We start from the raw sequence: 21,754 nt of genomic DNA on the forward strand, positions 1-21,754 counted from the left end.
AGCCGACTCTAATCGCGGGCGACCTCAGGAGACGTTGCGAACGACCGAGTCGCCGAACGACGGTTGCTGCAGCAGCGCCCACTTGTTGGACGTCAATCGGAAACTCGGCATGTCGGCGAGCGCCACCACCGATTCCCAGGTCCGCTCGTAGCTCGTGTGGGAGATTCGCCATTCACCGTCGCTGCAGCGGGTGTATCTGTCGTGATAGAAGGCCGATCCGCGAAGCAGCATGCCGTCTTCGGGGATTACCACTGTGTCCGCGAGGCACCAGATCCCGGTTGCGGTGTCTCCGTCGACGTCGATCTCGGGTTGCCCGCACTGATGTTCGGTGATGATGTGTGATCCGAGAGTGTTCTCGAGGAAGGAGACGAACGAATCTCGGGAATCGAAACTGAGTTGTTCTCCGTAGATCGCGGTGGCGTCGACGGTCAGAGTGTCGGCGAATTCGACCCACGATTTGGTGTCCAAGGCGCGTGCGTATCGGTACTTGAGTCTTTGGATGAGAACAATCGCTTCGAGATCCATGATCCCCGCCTCCCGGTGCAGCAACCACCCGTCCTATGTGTGCACATTAGCCTGTATCACGCCGAAACGGGCATTACTCTCAAAGCTAGTAGAAATGTCAGCCGATAACACGCTTTTCCAGGCCGTCGAGCATGATCGTGATCTTCTCGTCCAACCAACCTCGCCCGTGCCACGTCGATTCGTCGCCGATTCCCTCGATCAACGACTCCGATGCATTCCAACTTTCCTGATACGCCTGTCGCGCGGAACGTGAATCGGCGGAGCTGACGGTCTTGTCCATCGCCGCCATCATTGCGAACTGCGTCATCGTCACCTCGGAGATGAAGTCCACCGCCAATATCGCATCGTGGGGTGTGAAGCCTTGCGCAGTCAACGAACCGACCAGTTTCTCCACGATCTCGATTATCGCCGGCGGCGTGCCCGGAACTGCGAGACCGACCTGGGCCAGACCTGGATAGCGCTCGAACGAGGACCACAGAACGTCGCAGAAATCCTTCAGGAATTCGCGCCACGGACGATTCGTATCGGGCCATACAGTCTGACGCACAACATGATCCGAGCAGGCACGCAGCAGCGCTTCGCGGTCTGCGAAGTAGCGATAAAGTGCAGAATGACTGACGCCCAGCCGCTTTGCCACGCTCGGCATGGTCAGTTCACTCAGATCACCGGCGAGGGCGGCCTCGACGATGTCCACTGTCGACAACGTCGGCGGCCGCCCCGTCTTCTTTCCGGTCTGCATTCTGCTCAGCTTGCCACCAACCGCCATCCCGACGCACGGTGGCGCTGATTCCAGAACGCGGCGTAGTTCCCACCGGCTGCGAGCAGGACTTCGTGGGTGCCCACTTCGACGATCGAACCGTCGTCACCGAGCACGATGATCTGATCTGCGGCCACGACGGTCGACAGTTTGTGAGCGATCACGAGCAGTGTGCTTTCCCTGGCGAGTTCTTGCATCGCACGTTGAACGTGTGCCTCGTTCTCGGGATCGAGCGCGGCAGTCGCCTCGTCGAGCAGAACGACAGGTGCGCGTTTGAGGAGTGCGCGTGCAATGGAGACCCGCTGCCGCTCTCCACCGGACAGTGCCGTCCCGCCCTCACCGACACGGGTGTCCCAACCCCGAGGAAGCCGCTCGACGATTTCCGCGACGCCCGCGATCCGAGCCACGTCGAAGACTTCTTCGTCCGTGGCTTCGGGGCGGCCGAGGCGGATGTTCGCGATCAACGTGTCGTCGAAGAGGTACACGTCCTGGAAGACCAGAGACAGCTGCGACATCAGGTCGGCACTCGTGAGGTCCCGCACGTCGACGCCGCCGACACGCACCACACCGGAGTCGACGTCGTAGAAGCGCGAGATCAACCGGGTGACGGTGGTTTTGCCGGACCCTGACGGACCGACCAACGCCGTCAACGACTTCCGTGGCACGTCGAAGGAGATGTTTCGCAGAACCTGCCCACCGTCCGCGTATCCGAAGTCGACGGCGTCGAACTGCACTGCCGTCTCCCCCGTCGCCGTCCCGCTGGTATCGGGTTCGACCATTGGTTCAACTTCGAGGATCTCGGACATTCGCCGGATTTCATTGCGTGCCATTCTGATTGCACCGCCGAACTCGCCGATCTCACCCAGCGGCTGGATGAACCGTGCGGTCAGTCCGAGTAGCGCGATCAACGTGACCGGATCGATGTCGCCGCCGAGCGCGAGGAACGCGCCCAAGATGATCACGGCAGAGAACACGAATTGCAGGGCGATCCCGTTGACCACGGACCCGATCACCACGAACCACAGTTGTGAACGACCCGCAGTGTGTTGCGCTTCGATCGCGTCGTCGAGCGGTTCGTACACCCCGTGGGTGCGTCCGAAAGCACGCAGGACCGGTTGGCAACGCGCGTATTCGAGCACTCGATTGTTCGATTCGACGGCTGCGGCATGTGCCCGATCGTCGGCCTTGGCAGTCATCGTCGAGGCAAATCTGGCTGCCGCGAACAGAATCGGAACGCTGACCACCAGCGCCAACCCGAGCCGCCAGTCGAAGAACAACATGCACACGACAATGGTTGCCGGGCTGGCAATTCCGGAGATGATCGGTGTCATCAGGTGCGCAGCCGCCCCCATCACCGAGATGGTGCCCTTGCTGGCAACCTGCGATACCTGCCCGAGTCGGCCGGCGCCGAACCAGCCGAGCGGCAGAGTGACGAGATGATCTCCCAGGCGCAGATGCATCGTCCGCAGCAGAGTGAGGGCCGACTCGAAGCCCTTCATCGCCTGCAGGTAGTGCGCAATCGAACTGATCACAGCGCATACGGCCATGGCGGCGAGCCACCGAACGAAACTGCCCCAGTTCTGATCGAACAGTGCCTGCACCGCAGGGACCAGAAGCGCCACTGCCAAACCCTGCATCACGCCGTACAACACTGCCCACACCAGGAACTCGCGATAACGGCCCTGATTCTGCGGGCCGAGTATCCGGAAGAGGTCGCGAATCATGAGTTGGCCTTTCCTGCTGCGTCAGACGTACCTGCGATGCTGTCGGCCCGACTGTGCTCAATCGAGTCGGCCCGACTGTGACTCGCCCACATCCGGGCATAGGTTGAACCACTCGCCACAAGCTGATCGTGCGTGCCCTTCTCCACGATCCGTCCGGCGTCGAGGACCACGATCTGATCGGCACTCACGATCGAAGCCAACCGGTGCGCGATCACCAGCACGGTGCGCCCCACCGTCAAACGCGACAGCGCTTCTTGGATATCGGCTTCGGACTCCGGGTCGGCGAACGCGGTTGCCTCGTCGAGCACGAGAACAGGAGTGTCCGCGAGAATCGCACGCGCGATGGAGACTCTTTGGGCTTCACCACCCGAGAATCTGGCGTCGACCCCGACCACCGAGTCGTACCCCCTCGGGAGCGCTTCGATTCGGGTGTCGATCTGCGCGGCTGCGGCAGCGGCCTTCACCTCGGCCGAAGTCGCCTGCGGTCGGGCAAGCCGAATGTTGTCGAGCACGGTCGCTTCGACCAGCTGCACGTCCTGCAGAACAAATCCGACGTGGCGGTACAGCTCGTCGGTAGCGACTTCCCTGACGTCGACACCACCGATGGCCACGGATCCGGCACGCACGTCGTGGAACCTCGGAACCAGCGTTGCCAGCGTCGACTTACCCGAACCCGAAGGTCCGACCAACGCCGTCACCGTGCCCTCCGGCAGCGTCAGATCGATGCCGGTCAGAACGTCGGCGCCGTCGTCGTATGCAAAGGAAACTCCGGAGAATCGAACTTCGTTCCCCACAGGCTTTTTCGGATGATCGGTTTCCGGCAGAGCGTCGGTTGCGAACAGCGCGATCAGTCGCGCCGCAGCGGCGGCTGCCTCACGGCGTGCCTGCATACCGAAACCGATGGTCGTCACCGACACCGGAATCACCATCGCGACAAGAGAACTGGTCAGCACATCGATGGGTGACACCCATCCGGAGTGAACGAACCACGAGCCGAGGCCAAGGTTGACCACCAGCACAACCGGTGCGCTCAACGCAATCGAGGCCAGCGCCTCGGTCCGGAGCATCGGGCGAACCCAGCCCTCGTACGAGACGGCAAACGCCTTGGCAGCGTCGCGGTATCGAGAATGTGACTGCTTGTCCTGACCGAAGGTCTTGACCACTGCGATGCCGGTGACGAACTCGACGATGGTGTTGCTGATGGCCGCGATGCCCTCATTCATCCGGCTCAACTTGACGGCCATGTCCTTGGTCATGATCGCGTAGGCGATCATGTAGATCGGGAGGGTGGCAATCGCGACCAGTCCCAGACGCCAGTCGATCGAGATCACGTAGCCGAGCCCGACGAGCGGCACCGCAATGGCGCCGGTGGTCTCGACGGCGCTGTGCGCAACCAGGTAGTGGAGATCGGAGATGTCGTTCTGCGCGGCTTTTCGCACGGTTCCGGACGAGTGGGAGGTGAACCAGCCCAGTGGAAGTCGACCGAGTGTCGCTGCGATTCGACGCCGAAGCACAGCTTGAAGATTGACATCGGCGAAGTGCGTCACGATCAATGCACCGCCTCCGAAGAACGCGCGCATACCCAGACCGAAGACGACCACCCACACGATCGTCCAGACGCGAGACGAGTCGATGTCGCCGCCCACGATCAGCGTCTTACCCAACTCGGCGATGGCCACGTACGGCACGATGGCCGCGACCGCGGCGATCACCTGCATCACCATCGCGATGGTGGTCCGTGTACGAACTGGCGCAAGGAGTTCGCGAAGCGCGCTCTTGTGCGCCGCCGCTTCAGCTTTGGCTTGCGAGGCTTCGGCCGTCGCTCCTTGTGATGCGTCGGCCTCTTCAGATGAAATGTCTGCTTTCGTAGCCTGTGTCGTCGTCATTTCGAGAACGCCTTCCATCGGGTTACTGCGTCGGCGTCGGATGCGATGCGGCCTTGGAGTTCCGCGCCGGTGAGAGTGCGATCGGCAAGAGCCTCGAGGTCTTCGAGGATCCAGTAGACCGCGAAAGGATAACTGCCGAACCAAAGTTCACCGCTCACGTCCGCCGTGCGTCCGGCCTTCACTGCGGAGATCTCGTTGAACAGTGGATTTGCGTGAACTAGAGCGCCGTCGTAGATGTTGCCCGAGGTCACGACCATCGCGTCCGCCGCGTGCTGTCCGACCTCCTCGTCTGACACCGAAGACGTGGCAACACCTGTGTTGGGGCCGATCTTCGCGTCGAGTTCGGCTTGCGGGCGCCCGAAACCGGCTTCCTCGATGATCGAGGACATCGGCGACTCCGGGATGACGGTGTACATGCCGCCGGAGAATCCCACCAGCACTGACAGCGTCTGCGGTTGCGCCTCGACCGTTCCGGATACTTCGGCAAATTTGGTCTCGAGCCTCGACACGATTTCGCGAGCTTCGGACTCTCGACCCAGTGCAGTCGCCGCGGTATTCAGAACTTCGCGCCACGGCGCCGCATAGGCGAGCACCGTCGTCGGGGCAATCTCGTTGGCCTGCGCGGTGATCGACGTCAACGAGCCGACATCACTGAGCAGGATTCGGTCAGGATGAACGGCCGCGATCTGCTCCACATCTGGTGATTGGAAGAACGTCGGTTTGTCGACGACCTCGATCCCCTCACTCTGCAAGATCTCCTTCGCCGCCTGCGACTGCAGCGTGGCGAAGACCGTATCGGGCTTGACCCCGAGCGTGAGTGCGTTGAGCGCTGCGAACTCGTCCAGTGCGAGCAGATTCTGAGGTGCAGGTACGGCCGACGACTCGCCTGTTTCCGATGCGTCTGCGTCATCGCCGCCCACGGAGCAACCGACAAGCGCCGTTGCTGTCGCTGCGAGTGCCGTTGCTCGCAGGCCCCACTGCTGCCACATCCTTCTCTCCCCGCTTTAGTTACACGCTGTCTCGATTAGGGGAGCCTACAATAAGTCATGACTTTTGTGCAGTCCTCGTCGCTGGAAGTGCAATCGCCGGCAGACAGGCGACAACACTGATGACGGCACCCATCACGAACGCCAGCGCGAACGAGTCGCCGGAAATGCCGATCGCCAGGACCGCTGTGGTCACCGGGGCGCCCACCGCCGAACCGACGGTTCTGATCACACTGTTGACTCCACTGGCTGCTGCCATTTCCGATGGCGGGACGATCGAGGCAACCAACAGAGCACAGACCGCGAACCCCACGCCGTTCCCCAATCCGACGAGGGAAAAGAACGCTACGATCGCAACCACCGAACTCGGCCAGATCGCGAGTCCGATTGCGCCCGCCGCCATGAGGGCCAGGGCTATGACGGCAGGTACTCGCGGCCCGAATCGCCGCGCTAGAGCCGGCGTCAAGCGGCCGCCGAGAAAGACGAGGACAGCGGCGGGCAAGAGGGCCAAGCCGGTCTGCACGACAGTGAATCCGCTTCCGTACGTGGACGTGTCCGGCGCCTGGAGGATCCGCGGCAGGCAGAGGTAGAAGATATACGGCACGAATCCGAACACCAGAGTGAGTGCGCTGGTGATCATCATCGGTTTGTCCCGAAAGACTCGCATGTCGACGATCGGCGCGTCGTGGCGGGAATCGACGGCAATCAGTGTCGCGAACGAAACGAACGCGACTACCACCAGACCCCAGAATCCGAGCGACAAAACTCCCCAGTCGGAGGCTTTCGTGATCGCCAAGAGCAGGCTCACCAATCCGAACGCCAGAGCGCCTGCACCGGCCCAGTCCGTCGGCATACCCGGGCGGCGATGCGAGCCCGGAACCACGGCCACCACTGCGACCAATGCGAGCACGATCAAGATCCCGGTGATCACGAACAACCACTGCCAACTGAGATACTCGAGGATGACACCGCCGATCACCAGTGCACTTCCGGCGCCGATTCCCAAAGTCCCAGCGAGCCAACCTATCCCTGAAGACAACTCGGGACCTACTACCGTTCTCCGCAGTACTGCCATCGCGAGCGGGAAGCTCGCCATACTCACTCCCTGGACAGCTCGAACGACAAGCAGCACCCCGATATTCGGGGTGGCCGCCGCGGCAAATGTCGCGAGAGCGAAGATGATCAGGACGATCACCAGGACTCGCTTGTCGCCGAATCGGTCACCCATCGCGCCGACTATCGGAGCCATCACCGCGGCCGCCAACAGGTACGCCGTCAGGATCCAGCCGGTCACCGCCACGGACGTGTCGAAATGCTCACCCAACACCGGCAACGCCGGTACCAGCATGGTCTGCATGAGCGAGTAGACGAGTACCGCCCCCGCAAGCGCGGCGATCACCCGGCTCCCGGATCGCGTGGGCGCCTCCGCCAAGGTTGTCATCGACACCTTCCTCCAATCGTGAATCGAATCGGAACGGAACACTCCGTTCCGATTGAGTAAACCATGCATTGCTAGCCTGTGGGAATGGCGAAAGAGAATGCGAGCCTCCCCGGACGCGCCCGAGAAGCCGCAGACAACGACGTCACCGTACTGCGAGCAGCGCGCGAGATTTTTGCCGAACAGGGTTGGAATGCACCGGTATCGGCAATTGCCACCCGGGCCGGAGTGGGAGTAGGCAGCATCTATCGCCGATACCGAGGCAAGGAGGAACTGGCGCAATCCCTGCGCGTCTGGGCGATCGACCACCTCGCCACCCTCGCCCGAGAGTGCATGAGCACCGCGAAAACCGATGAAGCCGTATTGAAGACGTTCTTCTCGCGATATCTCACCGAATCAGTGGGACCGCTCATTCCGGTCCTCGGCGGCAAGTTACCTGAACACGCCGAAGTCACTCGTGCCGCCGAAGAATTGGAGGCCGCACTGCAATCGATGGTCGACGTCTGCATCGACGCTCGCGAAGTCCCGCCCGACTTCACGGCTGCAGACGTCATGCTCATGACAGTGCATCTGCGGCCCACTCTGCCGATCGAGGGTGATCGAGCCACCGAAATACACACGCGCTATCTCGACTTCATGCTCGACGGACTTCGTGGCGGAACACCTCGACCAACGATCACTCCCCCGTCCTGGAGCGAATGGCTTCAGATGTGGCAGGGCAACTGACCCCGAGAACACCCGAATGACATGTCAGGTTAGGCTTACCTAGCTTAGTTCGCCATGTTCGGAAGGTTCTCATGAAAATCAATCGCCGGCTCGCCGGCTCTGCCGCACTGCCCGTCGTCGCCACACTCCTACTCGCCGGTTGCGGAAGTAGCGACGCAGCGCCCTCTACCGAGACCAGGTCTGCCGACCAGTCCTGGAGTTACACAACGGGATACGGAAACACGATCACCCTCGACCACGCCCCGGAGCGGATCGTCGTCGACGCGTACTCCGCTGCGGCTCTGTGGGACTACGGCATTCGGCCGGTCGGCATCTTCGGTTACGGCGTCGGCAATCCAGACGTCACCGATCGCGCTGACGAGTCGACGATGACCGTCGTCGGCCGTGAAGGTGAACTCAGCGCGGAAGCTCTTGCGGCGCTGGACCCAGACCTGGTCATCGGGTACGGCAACAGCGACGACCCGACACGATGGACTTGGTGGGACGAGCCGATGGGCAAGACCGTCAACAATGTTGCACCGTTTGTCGGCGTCAAGTTCTCCGGAGCCTCGACACCGGACGTGTTGAACGAGTACGCCTCACTCGCCGAAGCACTCGGCGGGAACACCGACACAGCCGCAGCACGCGAGGGCAAGGAAGCATTCGAATCCGGTGCAGAGCGCATCCGAACTGCTGCGGCCAAGGTCGACGACATCGAAGTCCTCGCCCTGAACGGTGACAGCTCCGAGTTGTACGCAGGCACAACGGCGCTCGCTCAGTTCGGTTACCTGAAGGAACTGGGCGTGAAGTTCACCGGTCCGGGAGGCGACAAGGGCTGGGCCGATCTCAGCTGGGAACAGGTACCGGACTATCCGGCGGACATCGTGTTCCAGTTCGCGAAGTCGGCAGAGGCATTCGCGGCATCACCCGTGTTCGTCAAGCTGCCCGCGGTGACCGCGAACCAGGTGATCGACTTCGACGACAAGCGTCCCAACACCTACGCCAATTACGGCGCCTGGTTCGAGCAGGTTGCACAACTACTCGACCAGGCCCGCAACGTCGCCTGAATTTACTGCCCAGCAGTGATTCGCCCGGCCGCTTCCTCGAGAACGTCGAGGAAGATGGCCGCGGTGAGCGCAAATCCTTGGTTGTATCGCGCGTCGCTGGTCAACACGTTGCCCGCTTGAACTGCAGGCAACCGCTGCCACGTCGGCTGCGACTTGATCGCGTCGAGCGCTTCCTGATCGCGTGCTTGGGCGATGATCACATCCGCCGGAGCCAAGGTGTCGAGTTGCTCGAACGACAACTCGAACGAGTTCTCTGCATTGTCGTCGTCACGGAAAAGCACGTCCAGGCCGGCATCGAGTGCAACACTGATTCGCAGATTCCGCTGATGCACAAGGAAGCCCGTCGGCGTCTGAACGCCGAACACGATCTTCTTTCCGCCCAGCTTCTCCTGCAACATCGGTCGCAGTCTCGCGAGCTTGTCGTCGTACTCCGCAATGGAAGCCTCGGCGATCGTCACCCGGTCGAGCTGGCTCGCCTGCGCCATCAGAGCACCTCGCCAGTCGACCGGGTGCCCGGCAATCGGTTCGACGTCGTCGCCGACGACCAACAGCGGCGCGATGGAAGACAAGCGCTCGGTGCCGTACCAGTCACTGGTGTATCCGATCGCAGTGATGACGATCAGATCGGGCTCGAGAGCGAGCAGAGCCTCGAAGTTGGTGGAGAAGTCGCCGGCGACGTTGACGAAGCTCGCGTCCTCGATGGTGCGGCCGGGAAACTGGAATCCTGCCTTGGCGTCGGGGAACCAGAAGTTGCCCGAACCGACGATCGGGTAGTCCATCATCATCGCGAATTCGAGGTCGACGCGGCCGTCGAGCACCACCACACGCTTCGGGTCGCGCGGAACGTCGCCGCTGAACTCGGCCCACGTGTACGGGAGAGTGTCACTGGCAGAGTCGGATTCGCCATCGGAGCTTCCGCAGGCGCTCAGCGCCAATGCTGCAGCCACACCAGCTGCGCCACCGAAGAATCGGCGTCGCGAAATGCGGTCGACGATCTGAGCCCACTCCGTGTCGGTAACCTGCGCATCCAGGACGAGTGTCATACCTTTGCTCCTTCGATGTTTCGCTGACGCTCGCGTCCCAGCGGAATGACCAGCGGTGTGTGGGAAACCGGATCGTCGATGATGCGGCACGCCATGCCGAACACCTCCTGCACCAGTTCTTCGGTGATGATCTCCGCGGGCGGGCCCTCGGCGACCACCGCGCCGTCCTTCATCGCGATGATGTGAGTTCCGTAGCGGCACGCGTGATTGAGATCGTGAAGCACCGCCACCAGCGTGTGTCCGTCGTTCTCGTTCAGATCGCGGCAGAGTTCCAGCAGCTCGATCTGGTGCGCGATGTCGAGGAACGTCGTCGGCTCGTCCAGTAGCACCAACGGAGTCTGCTGCGCGAGAACCATAGCTACCCAGACACGTTGGCGCTGACCACCGGACAGTTCGTCGACCGGCCTGGCCGACAGATCCGTGACCTTGGTTGCTTCCATCGCCTTGATGACGGCGGCCTCGTCCTCTCGGGACCACTGGCGGATCAGCTTCTGGTGCGGATAACGCCCTCGCGCAACCAGATCGGCGACTTTGATTCCATCCGGCGCGATCGACGTCTGCGGCAGAAGCCCGAGTCGCCTCGCAACTTCCTTTGCCGGGTACGACGTGATCGCCTTACCGTCGAGAAGGACCTTGCCGGTGGTCGGCTTGAGCAACCGGGACAGCGCACGCAGAAGCGTCGACTTGCCGCAGGCATTGGGACCGACGATGACGGTGAAGCCACCGTCGGGGATTTCGACGTCGAGGTGTTCCGAGATGACGCGCTTGTCGTAACCGATCGTGACGTCCTCGGCGCGAAGCCGATTCGTCCTTTCGACCACGACGGCGGCCGTACTTGTCTCGTTCACGCTGTTCCTCGTTCCTTCACCGATCACTGCTTACGTGCCTCTCGCGCGAGAAGCCATACGAAATAGATGCCACCGATGGAGACGGTGACGACGCCGACCGGCAACTGTGTCGGCGCGAAAGCTCGCTGCGCCACCCAGTCGCTGACCATCAGCAACGCGCCACCCATTGCTGCCGACGGCAGCAGGGTCACTCCGGCACTACCGGTCAATCGCCTCACCAACTGCGGAGCCGCAAGAGAGACGAACCCGATGGGACCGGCCGCTGCTGTCACCATGGCCGTCAGGGCGACGCCGAGAACAACCAGGGAAAGCCGCGTGGGTTCGGCCCGGACGCCGAGCGCCTTGGCGGCGTCGTCGCCCATCTCGAGCATCTGCATCCGCCTGCCCAACACCAGGATCAGCGGAACGAGGATGGCCAGCACGACGACCACCGGCCACACCTGAGTCCAGCCGAGGCCGTTCAACGAACCGGCACCCCACACTGCGGCAGCCATGGCGTCGTCAAGTTTCGCCTTGAGGATCATCCAGGTGTTGACCGAGCCCAACATCGCGCTGATGGCGATACCGACGATGATCAACCGGAATCCCTGCACACCTCGCTTGTACGCAAGGAGATAAACAACTGCTGCGGTGGCGATTCCGCCCACCAGAGCACCGACTGCGATCTCGTAGTAAGTACCACCGATGAGGAGGATGACCACCAGAGCGCCCGTGTACGCACCGGAGTTGAAGCCGATGATGTCCGGGCTACCCAACGGGTTCCTGGTCAGCGATTGGAAGATCGCACCGCTCATACCGAGCGCCGCACCGAGCATCAGCGCCAACAGAACTCGGGGCAGACGCCATTCCACGACGACCATGTGGATACGCGCGGGGGCTTCGCCGAACAGTGCACCGAGGACGTCCCCGATCGGCACTTGGTAGTCACCACTACCGAGCGCGATGACACCGATGGCCAATGCAAGCGCAACGAGGACGAGGCAGACTGTGACCGTGCGGACGTCGATCCGCGCGGACCAGCCTTCTTTGGGTGAGCGCACCACCGTGGTGGCGCGCCCGAAATCGATGCTCACAGACCGCTCACCTTGCTTCGACGCACCAGCATGATCAGCACCGGAGCGCCGATGAAGGCCGTGACGATGCCGACCTGAAGTTCACCCGGGCGCAGCACGATTCGGCCGACGACGTCGGAGAAGAGAAGAAGAATCGGCGAGCACACCAACGTGTACGGGAGAATCCATCGCTGATCCGGTCCGACGAACCATCTCGCGACGTGCGGAACCATCAAACCGACGAATCCGATCGGCCCGGCCGCAGCTGTCGCCGCGCCGCACAGCAATGTCACCGCGATGACACCGAGGATGCGAGTACGAGTGATGTTGGCACCGAGCGAACGTGCCAGATCGTCACCCAGGGCCACCGCGTTGAGTTGGCGCGCCAACGCGAGCGCCAGGAAGAGCCCGATGAGAATGAACGGTGCGACGGCGAGAACGATTTCCAACGAACGCCCGCTGAGTGAGCCGGCATTCCACTGGCGCATCTGGTCGAAGGCGGTCGGGTTGAGCAAGGTGATCCCGGACGAGATGCCGCCGAGCACGGAGCCGATGGCAACACCGGCAAGCGTCAGCCGAATGGGCGTCGCACCACCTCGACCGATCGAGCCCAGCGTGTAGACGATCGCCGTGGCTATCACCGCTCCGAGGAAAGCGAACCATATGTACGACCAGATGCTGGTCAAGCCGAAGACCGCGACGGCAACGACCATCGCGAAGCCCGCGCCGGCATTGACACCGAGAATTCCTGGATCAGCCAAGGGATTTCGTGTCATCGCCTGGATGAGGCCACCGGCCACACCCAGTGCCATACCGACTATCAGACCGAGCAGAGTACGCGGTAGTCGCAGGTCACGGATGATCACGTGATCGTTCGAGTCGTCGTAGTTCACCAGCGCGTCGATCACGGTCCCGAACGGAATGGTCTTCGATCCCACCGCGATACTCAGAAGGAGCACGGCGGCGAGCACCACCAGGCACACCAGAAGACCCGCCATACGACGAGAGTTGGTCGATACCAGGCCGTCCGGTTGCTTCTGCTTCTCTTGCAGCGACTCGTCGATCAGTTCTTCGGTGTGTTTGTCGACTGCACTCTTGTCCGCCGCACCGCTGTCGACAGCACTCTTGTCGAATCCAACGGTCACAAGCCGGCGCTCTCTAGAGTCTTCTCGACCTCGTCGCGGATCTCTTCCTCGTCGCGGTCCGATTCCCAAGCCGCATCGAGTGCCGCGCGGACACTTTCGTCGAGGGCCTCGTACTTCGCGTTCCACACCTCGGCTTTGTACGTCCAGTAGCCGATGACCTTGTACTGCTCACCCGGCAACTTCAGTTCGTGGCGAAGGTACTTGCGGATGTCACGGAGCATCGTGCTCTCGCCTGCAACCCACACGTATCCGAGTTCGGTGGGCAAGTTCATCGCGCGAACCGCGTCCGGCAACTTCGACGGTGCAACACCGTTGCCACTGCCGACCAGCCAGATGAACTCGACGTCGGCGTCCGAGGTGATCTGCTGCTTGTGAGACTCGTCCACCACCTCGACGATCGCCTTGGCCGACATCCCGGCGGGCAACTGTTCGATCAAGCGCCCGAGTGCGGGGAGTCCAGTCGCGTCGGCGACGAACACCTGCCAGCGTGCGTCGGCCGGGGGCTCGTAGAGGCCACGAGACTCGCCGATCGCCAACTTGTCACCGATCTCGGCCTTCTGTGCCCAGTCGCTGGCGATACCACCCTCGTGAACGACGAAGTCGATCGTCATGCGGCTGGTTTCGGAATCGAACCGTCGCACGGTGTACGGCTGGCACGGGGACGGTTCCTCTCCCTCCGGGTATCGCCAACCGCGCGGTGCATCCGGATCTTCCGCCGGAAGAACGAACTTGCCTGTAGCCGGGACCGGGAAGTGGAGGCGCAGGTATTCGTCACCGGTACCGGTGGTTTCGAAGGCGGTCAGCTCCTCCCCACCGAACACGATACGAACCATTCCCGGGGTCACGTACTCCTTGTGAAGTACCTCGCCGAACACAAGACTCACAACAATCTCCAACATCGATGGAACATGAACCGGACCCGAACACGAGGATCCATCCGACTTCCGGACATAGTTAACCCGTGCTAAGTAAGGTAGACCTTAATTTATTGCAGTGTCGTCGATGAGTCGATGCCTTCTCCGCTGCAACGGGGCCAACTACTATCGCAATTCGGCCAACGCAATACGTATGGCCTGTTCACGACAAGTATTGGCACCGGTGTGACTTCTGACTACCGCCCACGATCCCTAGCGTGGACCCAGTGCCTTCGACACCACTTCTTTCGGCCGAGACAAACGGTCCCCCAACCAGCCCGGCGATCACGCCGCGTCAGGTAATCACACGCGCGATCGCTTCCGAAGGTCGCGGAGCCAAGCTGGCGGCCGCGTCCGTCGGCTTCACCGGCCACCAGGTCGCGGAAGCGTTGGTGCCGGTGGTGATCGGTGCGGTCATCGACCGTGCTGTGGCGACCAACGATGCCGCCGCACTCGGAAAGTGGATCCTCGTTCTCGGAATTCTCTTCACCGGCTTGTTGCTCAGTTGGCGCTTCGCGGCGCGCATCTCCGATTCCGTCACCGAGCACGGAGCACATCGCTTGCGGATGGACATCGCGCGCCGAGGCCTCGATCCGCACGGCATGTCGCCGCGGCGTATGCCGGGCGAGGTCTACTCGATTGCAACATCCGACGCGGGTTCGGTGGCCGGATTCACGCACACGCTGAGCACCAAACTTGCGGCCGCCTGCGGAGTGCTGACCGCCGCGATTTCGCTACTGGTGATCTCGGTGCCACTTGGCCTGCTCGTCATCCTCGGCACTCCCCCGGTGCTGGCTCTCATGCAGGTGGTCAGTCGGCCGCTCGAACGCCGAGCCGAAACCGATCAGTGGCAGGGCGCCAAGGCCGGCGCGCTAGCCGCAGATCTACTCTCCGGACTCCGAATCCTCTCCGGAATCGGCGCCGGAGATGCTGCAGCGCAGCGGTATCGGGCAGCCAGCCGGACTTCGTTGGAAGCAACCCTTCGCGCACAGAGATACCAAGCGATGTACTCCGCCGCCAACGTTGCGATCGCCGGCGCTTTCCTCGCCGTCATCGCGTACGTGGGCGGACGGATGGCAGCGTCCGGGAGCATCTCGGTCGGTGAATTCGTTGCCGTGGTTGGTCTGGCACAGTTCCTTCGCGGTCCGTTGATCGACATCATCTACTTCGGCGCCGGCCTGGCACGGGCACGCGCCTCGGCCAACCGCGTCGCAGCACTTCTCGGGACCGGCGAGGCTGTCACTCCCGCGGGTGAACCTGTGTCCCTGAATCACTCCGAGTTCCTGACGCTGCGCGACGTCGTGTTGGCTGGAGCGTCACCAGTCGATCTCGACGTCAAACGCGGCGAGATCATCGGCATCGTCACCGAGAATGCCGCCTGGGCGGATGCGTTGGTCGACGCACTGGCGCGTCGAATCGAGCCTTCGAGCGGAACAATTCATCTCGGCGACAACGCCATTCACGAGCTGCACATCGACGAACTTCGCACTCACGTTCTGGCAGCACCGCACGACGCGGCACTGTTCATCGGCACAGTCGGCGACAACATCGACGCCCTCGCACCGATCGGCAGCCGCAACGACGAGGCCATCGCCGCTGCTGCGGCAGATCAAGTGATCTCGGCACTGCCGCTCGGCCTCGCAACCCGAGTCACCGAGCAAGGGAATTCTTTGTCCGGCGGTCAACGTCAGCGCATCGCGTTGGCGAGGGCACTGGCGAGCGAAGCTCCCGTCCTGGTCCTGCACGATCCCACCACTGCCGTCGACTCCGTCACCGAAGCACGCATTGCTCGCGGGATCGCCGAGGTACGCGGGGCGCACGCCACAATACTTCTGACCAGCAGCCCAGTGCTGCTCGATATCTGCGATCGGGTGATCGAGCTGTGAACGAACTACTCCCCACCGCAACACCGAAACAGGCGCGGCGCGCGGCACTTCGGTTGATGGGACCCCACCTGATTTCCGCGATCGCAGCAGTCGTCACCCTGACCGCCGCGACCGCGATCGGTCTGCTCACACCGCTGGTCCTCGGCGCCATGGTCGACGCCGTGACCGACGCAGACGGCGACGCTGTCTCTCGCATCGGCACACTGACTCTCGCGTTGGTCGGCATCGCGGTTGCCTCGTCACTTCTCGTCGGAATGAGCAACTACCTACTCGCCGGCGTCGGCGAGCGCGTTGTCGCCGACCTTCGCGAAGAAGTTGTCGTCCGGGTTCTCGACCTTCCGCAGAGCGACGTCGAACGGGCCGGGCGCGGAGATCTCGTCTCCCGCATCACCGGCGACGTGCGGTTGGTGACCCGGGCCGTATCCGAAGCACTTCCGGTTTTTGCCACCGCGGCACTGACCATCGTGTTGACGCTGATCGGATTGGGTAGCCTCGATTGGAGATTCGCCGTCGCCGCGGTGATCGCGGCACCCATCCAGATCCAGGCGCTGCGCTGGTACCTCTCGAGGTCGGCACCGGTCTACCGCGAGGAGCGGGAGGCAGAAGGTGCACGTGCGCAACAGCTCCTGGACTCGCTGAGCAACTCCGACACCGTCGGATCGCTTCGCCTGGCCCAGCCGCATCTCGAACAGATCGAATCTCGATCGATGACGGCCGTCCGGCTGAGCTTGTTGACCACGCGTCTACGCACCAGGTTCTTCGGCCGGCTCAACATCGCGGAGTTCATCGGCCTGTCCGCTGTGCTGATCACCGGCTTCTGGCTGGTGAAAGACGGTCAGATCAGCATCGGTGCCGCCACCGCCGCAGCCCTGTTCTTCCACCGCCTCTTCGATCCGGTGGGCGCGGTTCTCAGCGTGTTCGACGAATTGCAGGAAGGCACAATCGCGTTGGCTCGCCTGGTCGGAGTCACGCTTGCGCCCGTGCCATCTGCACCGACCGATCCGCAGGAACCTGTCGACAGCTCAGCTTCTTTGGAACGCGTCACATTCTCGTACCGAAGCGGCGACGCTCCTGTTCTGCGAGACATCGACATCACCATTCCGGCAGGAACCGTCACCGCACTGGTGGGCGCTACCGGAGCCGGAAAATCTACAGTCGCAAAGCTGATCGCGGGAACCTACGAACCGACCGAAGGCGTCGTGAAGATCGGGACGGTGCCCCGGAACGAACTGCCACCGTCGACATCTCGGAGCGCGGTGGCCCTCGTAACGCAGGAGGTCCACGTCTTCGCCGGCACGTTGGCCGAGGATCTGCGGCTGGCCGACCCGTCGGCAACCGACAACGACATCACCGCGGCGCTCGATACCGTCGGCGCGTCGGATTGGCTGCGGGCTCTCCCGGACGGACTCGAAACCGTGGTCGGAGACGGTGGACACCGGCTGACCGCAACACAGGCACAACAACTTGCGTTGGCAAGAATCGAATTACTGGATCCGCCGCTGCTGATTCTCGACGAGGCGACCGCCGAAGCGGGCAGCGCCGGAGCCAGGGTCCTCGACGACGCCGCGCTCGCCCTGACCCGAGGTCGCACTGCTGTCACAGTGGCACACCGACTCTCACAGGCCGTCGACGCCGATCAGATCCTGGTGATGGACGACGGCCGCGTCGTCGAGCACGGCTCTCACGACGAGTTGGTCAACCTCGGGGGTCGGTACGCGGAGCTGTGGGAAGCGTGGTCCGCTCCGCGGAGTTGACCGCGACGGTTGCACCGAGCACTTCCGCCCGGTGCAACCCAACTCATGCGTGCAGAAGGTACGGCACCGATTCGGGCGCCACACTCCCCTTGTTCATCATGCTGCCGGGTGTGCGGCCGGTGACCCGGCGGAACACTGCGACAAAGGCACTCGGAGTTTCGTATCCGACCCGCCTACTGACAACCGAAACCGGCACTCCAGCAGCTAAATACGTCAATGCTGCGCGGACACGTACCTGAATTCGCCACTGCGCAAAAGTCATTCCCGTGCCCTGCGCGAACACACGCGTCAGCGTACGGACGCTACCGCCAGCCGTCAGCGCCCATTCGGACAGCGACCGCTGGTCTGCCGGATTGGCGACCAACGCTTCGGCAACGAACAACGCTCGCGGATCGGTCGGCATCGGAACCTCCACCGCAGCGACTTCGAGCGGCTGCAACATGTCGAAGGCCACCCGCTCGGCGCGACTGCGCGCCTCGTCGGGCATGTTCCGCCGATGCATGTGCAGGAGTACCTCACGCAGGAGAGCGCTGACACCGAACAAGCCCGGAACACCCGACGGCGCCTCGTGAGCCTCGGGCCGGAAGTAGGTGCAGAAGAACTCCGTACCCGGACCGGCCTTCACGGCATGCAACGCCCCGGCAGGCAGCCACAGTCCGGCCGAAGGCGGCACCTCCCAAGTGATGCCGTCAGCGACAACCGTGAGCATTCCACCGGAGTTTCCCCAGATCAGCTCATGTTCAGGATGACGATGCGGGGCCCACTGCCGCTGATGAGAGAGCTTCAGAGTCACCGTTGTCATCGAGTAGGGGTGATCGATGGAACGCGGCCCCACGGGCACCGAAATTCTCTCTGCCACAGCTGTCATGAAGACGAGTATAGGACTTTCGTTAGGCATACCTAAATAGGAACCCGAAAATCGTTGACTGTGACCCCAGAGTTACACATACCAGGGTCCCCGATATCGTGACTGCAACTCCCGGCTACGGGTCGGCAACGAGAGGTACATGATGGTTGACGCATCACGAATCCCGGTCATCGTCGGCGTCGGCGATCTGCGCCGGAATCCTGCCGACGGGCACCGCGAACCCCTCGATCTGATTCACGACACCACCGTCGCCGCGTTGAACGACAGTGGACACGCTGAACTGGGAACACAGATCGATTCCGTGTTCGCGATCAAGACAGTCAGCTGGTCGTACGACGATCTCCCCGGGCTGCTTGCCTCACGATTAGGCGCGACCCCCCCGGTCACCTCTACCTCGCCGATCGGTGGCCACTGGCCCGCGGCGCTCCTCGATCGGATCGGCGCGGCCATCGCTCGCGGTGAATCCTCGGCTGCTCTGCTCGTGGGCGGCGAATCGCACGCCAGCAGCACCGCGCTGCGAAAGTCCGGAGTCGCCCCCGACTCGATCGGGTGGACAGCCGCGCCCGGTGGGCCTCCCGGATTCGATCCGACCGACCTGGGAAGCCCCGAAATGCAGCGCGCCGGTTTCATCGTGCCGACTCGTGTCTACCCGCTCTTCGAGAACTGTTTCAGTGCTGCCGAGGGCCACGACGCCCGTGAATCGCTCGACTGGTCCGCGCGGATGTACGCCGCGTTCTCGGAACTGGCTTCGAAGAATCCCGCCTCCTGGACGTCGGAGATCCGATCGGCAGACGAGATCGGCACCGTCGGCCCCGGCAATCGGATGGTCTCCGAGCCGTACCCGCTGATGCTCAACGCCATGCCTTTCGTCAATCAGGCTGCCGCCGTTGTCGTCTGCTCGTTGTCGACGGCCCGCGAGTTCGGGATCGATGAAAACAAGCTGGTGTACCTCTGGGGCGGCGCAGGTGCGAGTGATCCGTTGGACATACTCAGCCGCAACAGCTTCGACAGCTCGGCCGCGATGCATGACGCCGTACATCGCACACTCGACGGTGCCGGAGTCGGCGCCGACGCACTCGACATCGTCGATGCCTACAGCTGCTTCCCGATCGTGCCCAAGCTGTTGATCCGCGAACTCGGACTTCCCGATACCGCGATCCCAAGCGTCACCGGAGGACACTCGTTCTTCGGCGGACCGCTCAACAGCTACACCCTGCATTCCGTCGCTGAAGTCACCAGGCGAATTCGCGACGGCGCGAACCTTGCCCTCGTCCACGGCAACGGTGGATTCCTCACCTACCAGCACTGCGTACTGCTGTCGTCCGCCGCTCACGCTGGCGGGTACGTCGGTGATCCCGACGCACGCGCGCTAACTGCGGAGGTTCCGGAACTGATCACTGATTACACGGGCACGGCGGAAATAGTTACGGCCTCTGTCGAATACGGCCGCACCGGGGAGCCTGAGATCGGGTTCGTGATCGCGGCAACGCCGGACGGCGGCCGCGTCGCCGGTCACACCGGTCCCGAGAATGCCGCCGAACTGACCCAGCTTCGCGGTGACAACCCTCCGTCGATCGGGCGAACTGTTCACATCAGCGACGAGAACGGGCGACTCACGCTCACGTTCTGACAGTAGCGTTCTGACAGTAGACAGCCGTCAGCACCGGGGCATGGTTGTGCCCCGGTGCTCACGTCTTCAGTTGTCGCGATTCACGCCGCGGTGGGTGGGCTGTTCCCGCCGATCGGCTGCTGATACGGATCAACAGACATCGGCGGATAGAACACCGATTTGCGATCCGGCCCGATCTCCACCCGCCATTCGGTGTGGTGCATCGTCCGATGATGATGACCGCACAACAAGATCAGATTGTCGAGATCCGTTGGGCCACCATCGTTCCAGTGAACAATATGATGGGCATCGCACCACCCCGACGGTGTCCCGCATCCCGGAAACGCACACCCACCATCACGAACCGCCAACGCCCGCCGCTGGGGTACCGTCGCGGTCCTTGCTTCTTTGCCGCAGTCGAGCGGAACACCGTTCTCGTCCAACAAAATCCGGGTGACCGTGCAGTCGCACGCCAGCATCCGGGCAGTATCGATACTGATCGGACCTACCCAATCCGTCCACGCGAAACCCAGTTCCTGAGTCGACGGCAGTAGATCCTTCAATGCTTTGAGGTCGGTCATGTCTTTTGCACTGGCGGTGACTGTGATGTGCGGTTTCACTCCGCCTTCGATCGGACCCAGCCCCGCCCGCTCGTACCGCCGCAACAATTCGCAGAACCCATCCGCCCGTCGTAATGCCGGCGTGCGGGCGTCCTTGACGCCGTCTTTCTCCGGCGTCGGCGCCGACAGGCTCGACAGCAACGTGATCAGACGTGCCCCGTTCACAGCATCCAGGTCGCCCTTCACGGTCACCCGCCCGTACAAGCCTTTCGAGGCGTAGAACTCGTTACGCTCCGAATCCTCACCCACCGGAACGCCGTCTTCGCGTTTGCCGTACTGCTTCTCGATCCGCCGGATCGCTGCCCGCACCGCATCACAATCGGCGATGTTCTTCGACGCCAACCCCAACAGAATCCCGCGGGCCTTGTCCACATCCGCCAGGGTCATGTTCTTCGGCGGATGCTGACAAAACGACGCCACCTGCCGCGCCTTCAACGCATCCACGTCACCGCGATGGAATGCATCCGCGACAACAGGTTCGAGCATCAACAACCGCGCCAACCCGACCAGCAGGCTGCACTCACCGATCTCCAGATTCGTCGAACCATGCAACCACTGCGCGATCGCCCGAAAACCCTTCCCGCCGAGAACCTCACGGGAAAACATCTCCACGATCAGCAACACCATCCGCGACTGCAATTCGTGTCGGGCGCGCACCAGATCCAGAACCTCACTCTTGAGGTCCTCGCCATCCAGCTGCCACGCTTCCCGACTGTCCATGCTCAAAGTTTAATCGAACATACTTTCGATAACCAGAGACAAACCGGACAACTTCGGGAACATGAAGACTTGAGACCTGTTGCAGTACATCACCATTCAGCTAGCCGTCAAAGACGACGCGATAGAGGACGTATCCCGCGAAACACACAATCGCAACAACGCACAGCACAAGCAGGATGTCGAAAAAGATGACCACGCTTCACCCCA

At 62.5% G+C, this 21,754-nt stretch carries 18 protein-coding genes; 5 read left to right on the forward strand and 13 right to left on the reverse strand.

Going from position 1 to position 21,754, the window contains the following annotated elements; all coding sequences use genetic code 11:
* Positions 1-24: 24 nt before the first annotated feature.
* The 6 genes from AOT96_RS01870 to AOT96_RS01895 form a co-directional block, all read right to left on the reverse strand.
* Complete coding sequence (locus tag AOT96_RS01870; RefSeq protein WP_003946235.1) at positions 25-525, reverse strand: nuclear transport factor 2 family protein; 501 nt, start codon at positions 523-525, stop codon at positions 25-27.
* Between the two features lie 97 nt (positions 526-622).
* Complete coding sequence (locus AOT96_RS01875; protein ID WP_054780876.1) at positions 623-1,264, reverse strand: TetR/AcrR family transcriptional regulator; 642 nt, start codon at positions 1,262-1,264, stop codon at positions 623-625.
* Between the two features lie 5 nt (positions 1,265-1,269).
* On the reverse strand, positions 1,270-3,006 hold the full coding sequence (locus AOT96_RS01880) for an ABC transporter ATP-binding protein (protein ID WP_065351231.1): 1,737 nt from the start codon (positions 3,004-3,006) through the stop codon (positions 1,270-1,272).
* Positions 3,003-4,892, reverse strand: a complete 1,890-nt coding sequence (locus tag AOT96_RS01885; RefSeq protein ID WP_231917383.1) for an ABC transporter ATP-binding protein — start codon at positions 4,890-4,892, stop codon at positions 3,003-3,005. The genes AOT96_RS01880 and AOT96_RS01885 overlap by 4 nt, the downstream gene beginning before the upstream one ends.
* The gene (locus AOT96_RS01890) at positions 4,889-5,881 is read right to left on the reverse strand and encodes an ABC transporter substrate-binding protein (RefSeq protein WP_065351233.1); all 993 of its coding nucleotides are present in this window, start codon (positions 5,879-5,881) and stop codon (positions 4,889-4,891) included. The genes AOT96_RS01885 and AOT96_RS01890 overlap by 4 nt, the downstream gene beginning before the upstream one ends.
* Before the next feature lie 55 nt (positions 5,882-5,936).
* Positions 5,937-7,319, reverse strand: a complete 1,383-nt coding sequence (locus tag AOT96_RS01895) for an MFS transporter (protein ID WP_065352746.1) — start codon at positions 7,317-7,319, stop codon at positions 5,937-5,939.
* 84 nt (positions 7,320-7,403) lie between these two features.
* Between AOT96_RS01895 and AOT96_RS01900 the strand changes: the two genes are divergently transcribed.
* Both AOT96_RS01900 and AOT96_RS01905 read left to right on the forward strand, forming a co-directional pair.
* Positions 7,404-8,042 (forward strand): TetR/AcrR family transcriptional regulator, encoded by a 639-nt coding sequence (locus AOT96_RS01900; RefSeq protein WP_030536301.1) that lies wholly within the window; start codon positions 7,404-7,406, stop codon positions 8,040-8,042.
* A 71-nt stretch (positions 8,043-8,113) separates the two neighbouring features.
* Complete coding sequence (locus AOT96_RS01905) at positions 8,114-9,088, forward strand: ABC transporter substrate-binding protein (RefSeq protein ID WP_065351234.1); 975 nt, start codon at positions 8,114-8,116, stop codon at positions 9,086-9,088.
* Positions 9,089-9,090: 2 nt separating this feature from the next.
* Here the strand turns inward: AOT96_RS01905 and AOT96_RS01910 are convergent, their stop codons facing one another.
* Genes AOT96_RS01910 through AOT96_RS01930 form a run of 5 tightly spaced genes read right to left on the reverse strand, consistent with a single transcriptional unit; the run spans position 9,091 to position 14,060 of the window.
* Positions 9,091-10,131: an ABC transporter substrate-binding protein gene (locus AOT96_RS01910; protein ID WP_054827505.1), complete on the reverse strand. Its 1,041-nt coding sequence runs from the start codon at positions 10,129-10,131 to the stop codon at positions 9,091-9,093.
* Positions 10,128-10,979, reverse strand: a complete 852-nt coding sequence (locus tag AOT96_RS01915) for an ABC transporter ATP-binding protein (protein WP_050794099.1) — start codon at positions 10,977-10,979, stop codon at positions 10,128-10,130. Before AOT96_RS01915 ends, AOT96_RS01910 begins: the two co-directional genes overlap by 4 nt.
* 23 nt (positions 10,980-11,002) lie before the next feature.
* Positions 11,003-12,052 carry an iron-enterobactin ABC transporter permease gene (gene fepG, locus AOT96_RS01920; protein WP_003946259.1) on the reverse strand — a complete coding sequence of 350 codons (1,050 nt, stop codon included), beginning with the start codon at positions 12,050-12,052 and terminating at the stop codon, positions 11,003-11,005.
* Positions 12,049-13,176: a Fe(3+)-siderophore ABC transporter permease gene (locus AOT96_RS01925; protein WP_020908594.1), complete on the reverse strand. Its 1,128-nt coding sequence runs from the start codon at positions 13,174-13,176 to the stop codon at positions 12,049-12,051. The genes fepG and AOT96_RS01925 overlap by 4 nt, the downstream gene beginning before the upstream one ends.
* Entirely contained in the window at positions 13,173-14,060 is an 888-nt protein-coding gene (locus AOT96_RS01930) for a siderophore-interacting protein (RefSeq protein WP_223304402.1), read from the reverse strand. The genes AOT96_RS01925 and AOT96_RS01930 overlap by 4 nt, the downstream gene beginning before the upstream one ends.
* Before the next feature lie 257 nt (positions 14,061-14,317).
* Between AOT96_RS01930 and AOT96_RS01935 the strand changes: the two genes are divergently transcribed.
* The gene (locus AOT96_RS01935) at positions 14,318-15,976 is read left to right on the forward strand and encodes an ABC transporter ATP-binding protein (protein WP_225320113.1); all 1,659 of its coding nucleotides are present in this window, start codon (positions 14,318-14,320) and stop codon (positions 15,974-15,976) included.
* Entirely contained in the window at positions 15,973-17,730 is a 1,758-nt protein-coding gene (locus AOT96_RS01940) for an ABC transporter ATP-binding protein (protein ID WP_065351235.1), read from the forward strand. Before AOT96_RS01935 ends, AOT96_RS01940 begins: the two co-directional genes overlap by 4 nt.
* Before the next feature lie 43 nt (positions 17,731-17,773).
* Here AOT96_RS01940 and AOT96_RS01945 read toward each other — a convergent pair whose 3' ends face one another.
* Complete coding sequence (locus tag AOT96_RS01945) at positions 17,774-18,598, reverse strand: helix-turn-helix domain-containing protein (RefSeq protein WP_042920975.1); 825 nt, start codon at positions 18,596-18,598, stop codon at positions 17,774-17,776.
* Between the two features lie 139 nt (positions 18,599-18,737).
* On the opposite strand from AOT96_RS01945, the gene AOT96_RS01950 reads away from it, so the two are divergent.
* Positions 18,738-20,228 (forward strand): acetyl-CoA acetyltransferase, encoded by a 1,491-nt coding sequence (locus AOT96_RS01950; protein ID WP_065351236.1) that lies wholly within the window; start codon positions 18,738-18,740, stop codon positions 20,226-20,228.
* A gap of 80 nt (positions 20,229-20,308) precedes the next feature.
* Here AOT96_RS01950 and AOT96_RS01955 read toward each other — a convergent pair whose 3' ends face one another.
* Positions 20,309-21,547, reverse strand: a complete 1,239-nt coding sequence (locus AOT96_RS01955) for an HNH endonuclease signature motif containing protein (RefSeq protein WP_065351237.1) — start codon at positions 21,545-21,547, stop codon at positions 20,309-20,311.
* Between the last annotated feature and the right edge of the window lie 207 nt (positions 21,548-21,754).

It is taken from the genome of Rhodococcus sp. 008 (assembly GCF_001682295.1).
Taxonomy (GTDB): domain Bacteria; phylum Actinomycetota; class Actinomycetes; order Mycobacteriales; family Mycobacteriaceae; genus Rhodococcus_F; species Rhodococcus_F qingshengii.

Bases quoted from the DNA above. Each gene is read 5' to 3' on its own strand.
- AOT96_RS01875 (WP_054780876.1), bottom strand. From the start codon at position 1,264: ATGCAGACCGGAAAGAAGACGGGGCGGCCGCCGACGTTGTCGACAGTG.
- AOT96_RS01900 (WP_030536301.1), top strand. From the start codon at position 7,404: ATGGCGAAAGAGAATGCGAGCCTCCCCGGACGCGCCCGAGAAGCCGCA.
- AOT96_RS01945 (WP_042920975.1), bottom strand. From the start codon at position 18,598: ATGACAGCTGTGGCAGAGAGAATTTCGGTGCCCGTGGGGCCGCGTTCC.
- AOT96_RS01880 (WP_065351231.1), bottom strand. From the start codon at position 3,006: ATGATTCGCGACCTCTTCCGGATACTCGGCCCGCAGAATCAGGGCCGT.
- AOT96_RS01895 (WP_065352746.1), bottom strand. From the start codon at position 7,319: ATGACAACCTTGGCGGAGGCGCCCACGCGATCCGGGAGCCGGGTGATC.
- AOT96_RS01905 (WP_065351234.1), top strand. From the start codon at position 8,114: ATGAAAATCAATCGCCGGCTCGCCGGCTCTGCCGCACTGCCCGTCGTC.
- AOT96_RS01910 (WP_054827505.1), bottom strand. From the start codon at position 10,131: ATGACACTCGTCCTGGATGCGCAGGTTACCGACACGGAGTGGGCTCAG.
- AOT96_RS01955 (WP_065351237.1), bottom strand. From the start codon at position 21,547: ATGGACAGTCGGGAAGCGTGGCAGCTGGATGGCGAGGACCTCAAGAGT.
- AOT96_RS01950 (WP_065351236.1), top strand. From the start codon at position 18,738: ATGATGGTTGACGCATCACGAATCCCGGTCATCGTCGGCGTCGGCGAT.
- AOT96_RS01885 (WP_231917383.1), bottom strand. From the start codon at position 4,892: ATGACGACGACACAGGCTACGAAAGCAGACATTTCATCTGAAGAGGCC.
- AOT96_RS01890 (WP_065351233.1), bottom strand. From the start codon at position 5,881: ATGTGGCAGCAGTGGGGCCTGCGAGCAACGGCACTCGCAGCGACAGCA.
- AOT96_RS01870 (WP_003946235.1), bottom strand. From the start codon at position 525: ATGGATCTCGAAGCGATTGTTCTCATCCAAAGACTCAAGTACCGATAC.